Genomic DNA, 3,876 nt, shown 5'->3' on the forward strand with positions numbered 1-3,876 from the left:
GCTCTGACGCCCCTCGCTACCTGTCAGAGTTGACGTCAGAGTTGATAGGCAGGGTGCTATAATGCCTTATGGCTAACGAAAATGACAAAAGCAGGGAGGCTCTTGGGGCAAAGCAGGAGGAGAACCCGAATGGCCCCTCGCTAGAGAAGACCAGTATGATTCCGGTCCCTGCGTTTGTTGCCCCACCTCCGCCTCGCGAGGAGCAGGACAAGACCACCCCAATTCGCCTTTCCAAGAAATCTTTAAAATCTGAATTAAATAAAAATCCAACGCCAGATGGAAAGATGGCGGTGGTTTCCGATGAACTCCCCTACCAAGAGCCGAAGGCTATCCGTGTTCAGCGAGAAGGCTCTGAGGATTTGGTCGTTCCTTTGTACCCGGATCGGTCATACGTATTCGGACGCGCGCCTGAATCTACTGTGGTCTTCCCCCACGACGCCGTCTCCCGTCAGCACGGTCGAATGTCTTTTCGAGAGGATCACCGGTGGGTGTATCGCGATCTGAACTCACGCAATCGAACTTACCTTGGCCGAGTAGGCGTGCAGGTTGATGGAGATGAGCGAGCAGCGTTTCAAGCAATTGCGGCTTCTCAGGACTGGGTACTTGAAGCGGGCCAAGTCATTCTATTGGGCAATGGCAAGAGCCGTATCGTGCTTCTTCCTGAGGTTCCACATGGATTGGTCGCTGGCCCTCGGCCGAAGTACACCGGGTCTCAAGCTGCCACTCAGCTTGAGCATGCCATCAATATTTGTACCCGACACCAACTCCCGATATTCATCCTCGGGAAGTCCGGCACAGGAAAAACCTATCTCGCGCGAGAAATCCATACCCGAGGCAGGTTTGACGGCAACTTCGTCATTCTCAATTGTGGTCGGCTTCCCCAAGACCCAACTACGCTAACCAGCGAACTGTTGGGGCACGTAAAGGGCGCTTTTACTGGCGCCGCAATCGCTCGCATTGGAAAGCTCTATAGCGCTGCGGGAGGCACTCTCTTTCTTGATGAAGTTGAGTTCCTACCTCGTATCGCACAAGATTTCCTCATTGATGTATTGGAAGGATCTGGCAATCTAGCACCACTTGGTGCTCCAGCGGATTTTCGAGAGCCTCCGCCCCGATTCAGGCTTATTTCAGCTTCCAAGACGCCACTCCATCAAACCGGGCTCCGCCCTGATCTTACTCAGCGGCTTGCTACTGGCGATGTCATCGTATTGCCATCGCTTGAAGAGCGGCGAGCGGATATCCCAAACCTTGTCGAGTCCTTCCTTCATCGACTCAAGGCCGAGCAACGCTACGATGCCGAGTTCACCAGCAATGCCATGGCGCACCTCCAAAAACTGGACTGGCCAGGGCAAATTCGCGAATTGGAATCCACTGTAAAAGCAGTGGTCGCGAGAGAAGCCGCCATACGTTCTATTGAGGGATTTGGTTCACAGCGGTTGGTGATCTCGATGGAAGCCACGGAACGTTACCTGGTGCAGCGACGCAGCGACTTTGGCTTGACGTCAACTAATGCAGTTTCAAACAATACCGAGAATTCCCCTTCAAACAGTGCTGACCCTCCCTCCCGCAAGCGTCCTATCGACTTAACTGCAACCGAATTAAGAGCCACACTGGAGAAGCACCAAGGAAACAAGACAAAGGCTGCATCGGAACTCGGCATTGCCCTCAATACGCTCAAGACAAAAATGAGATCATTTGGCTTGAAATAACCGGAAAAGGTTCCGCGCGACAGTCTTCCCATGCGGAGGTGAAGGTGTCGAGCATCGCGCCCCGGGCGGCGACTTCTGCCCCTGGCGCGAGGAGGCGGAGGAACTCAAGGAGCGCCTGACGTCGCTGGAGGCGAAGATGGCGACGCTGGAGCGACACGTCTTCGGCCGCAGGACGGAGAAACTGCCGACGGTGACCGCCGAACTGCGAGGGGACGGCGCAGACACGGTGGCCCAGGTCGAGGCCGCGAGCGTGCCCATGAGTCGCAGCACCCTGACGGACCTCTTCCACCAGGCCGCCTCTGTGCTACTGCCCCTCTCCCAGCACCTCCTGCAATGCATTGCCTCAGCGGACGTGGTGTGGGCGGACGAGACGCCGCTGCGCGTGCTGGACGTGAAGAAGACAAAGCTGGGCTACCTCTGGACTTTCCTCACCCGGAATGACGCGGGCGAGTGGCTCATCGGCTACCGCTTCAGCATGGGCCGCGCCAGCAAGACGCCGAAGGAAGTCCTGGGTGGCACCGCGGGCGCCCTCGTGGTGGACGCGTACACCGGCTACAACGCGGTGACGCTGCCGCAGGGCCGGGTGCGCGTCGGCTGCTGGGCCCATGTGCGTCGCCGCTTCTTCGACGCGCTGGCCACCGCGCCCGAAGCGCGACAGGCAATGGACTTCATCTTCGAACTCTACCGGGTGGAGGCCCAGGCACAAGAGACGGACGTGGTGCGCACCGCGGCCCACCGCGAGCTGCGCCAGGTGCACAGCGCCCCCGTCCTCGCCAGGCTGCGCGTCTGGCTTGAAGCCCAGGCACCGCGTCACCCGCCCAAGAGTCCACTGGGCCAGGCCATCTCCTACGCCCTCAAGCAGTGGGAGGCCCTCACGCGCTTCGTGGAGAATGAGCGCCTGCCTCTCGACAGCAACCGCTCGGAGGCAGCTCTGAGAAAGGCGGCCCTGGGCCGTAAGAACTTTCTCTTCGTCGGCCACGAGGCCGCGGGAGAGAACCTCGCGGGCCTCTACGCACTGGTGGCTCCCTGCGAGGCCAACGGCGTCAACCACGAGGAATACCTCGCGGACGTCCTGCTGCGCGTGCAGACACCCCCCAACTCGCGCATCGGTGAGCTGCTACCCCACGAATGGAAGCGGCGACGCGCCGCCGACCCGCCCGATTCGCCCCTCCAGCTCAGTCACTGAACAGCTCGCTCGTCGCGACGCTCGCCGAACACGGTCCTCGTCCGTCATCAAGCCCTGCGGCACGACGTCCACCGGACGGTTACGGACGAAGAGCCCGAACAGCGCGATCACGGATGCGGGCCACGTGTACTCGACGGCGCTGCACCTGTCCGGCGTTGACGTACATCAAGCGATAGGCCAGGCGCGCCCTCAGCGCTGAATCGCCAGGATGCGCCATCCCCGGGTGTCCATCGCGTAGGTGGCGCCCGCGTCGTTGATGGCGCCTTCCTGTACGCAGGCGCCCGGGCTGAGCGTGAAGCGGACGAACAGAATGCCCTCTGGCCCGGGAATGGTCGTCACGTCGAACGACTCTCGCTGATACATGCAGACTTCGTCTGCCGTGGCGCCTCGGTGGGGCTTGATGTCGCGGGGCCGGAAGTCATCCATGGCGAGCTCAATCGCTGCGGCGACGGGGCCCGGGACTCGCATCAGCCCCTGCTTCTCCTCTTCGGACAGCGCGAATGGAAAGGTGACCTTCGCGGCCTCCTCAGGTGGAGCCCGCACTGGACGGAAGGGACGCTGGAGCAGCGAGCACCCCGAGAGAGCAACGCAACATGCCAGCCATGCCAAGCGGTTCATGGTTCAACCTTGGTCACGATTCCGAAGGGCTTGTCTTCGGGAAGAATGTACCCGACCAGCTTCCACCGTTGCTCTTCTCTCGCGAAGACCTCGCCGGGCCGGCGCTCCCCCACGTAAGTGACCTCCCGGATGGACACCCTATCGTCGCAGACATCCGAGAGGGAACGCCCCGAGCAGAGGGGTCAAGGCGCTGAGCGCCCTCCAATCGCCGGGAGGCGCTCGTAGGCTCTCAGAAGCACCCCTTTAAACATCTTGCTTGACGTAATCGACGGTGCCGGCAGCGAGGACGCGTGACGTCGCGACCTGTCGGCGCACCTCGCTTCCTGATGCGTAGCCCTTCTTCTTCCGTGGCTTGGGCCCGCG

General features: G+C 60.8%; 3 protein-coding genes. 2 read left to right on the forward strand and 1 reads right to left on the reverse strand.

Annotated elements, in window-relative coordinates; translation table 11 throughout:
* Window positions 1–155 precede the first annotated feature (155 nt).
* Both G4D87_RS34800 and tnpC read left to right on the forward strand, forming a co-directional pair.
* Complete coding sequence (locus G4D87_RS34800) at window positions 156–1,709, forward strand: sigma-54-dependent Fis family transcriptional regulator (protein ID WP_240358848.1); 1,554 nt, start codon at window positions 156–158, stop codon at window positions 1,707–1,709.
* 136 nt (window positions 1,710–1,845) lie between these two features.
* The gene (gene tnpC / locus G4D87_RS34805) at window positions 1,846–2,895 is read left to right on the forward strand and encodes an IS66 family transposase (RefSeq protein ID WP_443192657.1); all 1,050 of its coding nucleotides are present in this window, start codon (window positions 1,846–1,848) and stop codon (window positions 2,893–2,895) included.
* Between the two features lie 189 nt (window positions 2,896–3,084).
* On the opposite strand, the gene G4D87_RS34810 is transcribed toward tnpC, so the two are convergent.
* Window positions 3,085–3,438 (reverse strand): hypothetical protein, encoded by a 354-nt coding sequence (locus G4D87_RS34810; RefSeq protein ID WP_240358849.1) that lies wholly within the window; start codon window positions 3,436–3,438, stop codon window positions 3,085–3,087.
* Window positions 3,439–3,876: the final 438 nt, after the last annotated feature.

The organism is Myxococcus vastator (genome assembly GCF_010894475.1).
In the GTDB taxonomy this organism is placed as follows: domain Bacteria; phylum Myxococcota; class Myxococcia; order Myxococcales; family Myxococcaceae; genus Myxococcus; species Myxococcus vastator.

Coding starts and splice junctions, on each gene's coding strand:
- tnpC (WP_443192657.1), top strand. CDS start 1,846: ATGGCGACGCTGGAGCGACACGTCTTCGGCCGCAGGACGGAGAAACTG.
- G4D87_RS34800 (WP_240358848.1), top strand. CDS start 156: ATGATTCCGGTCCCTGCGTTTGTTGCCCCACCTCCGCCTCGCGAGGAG.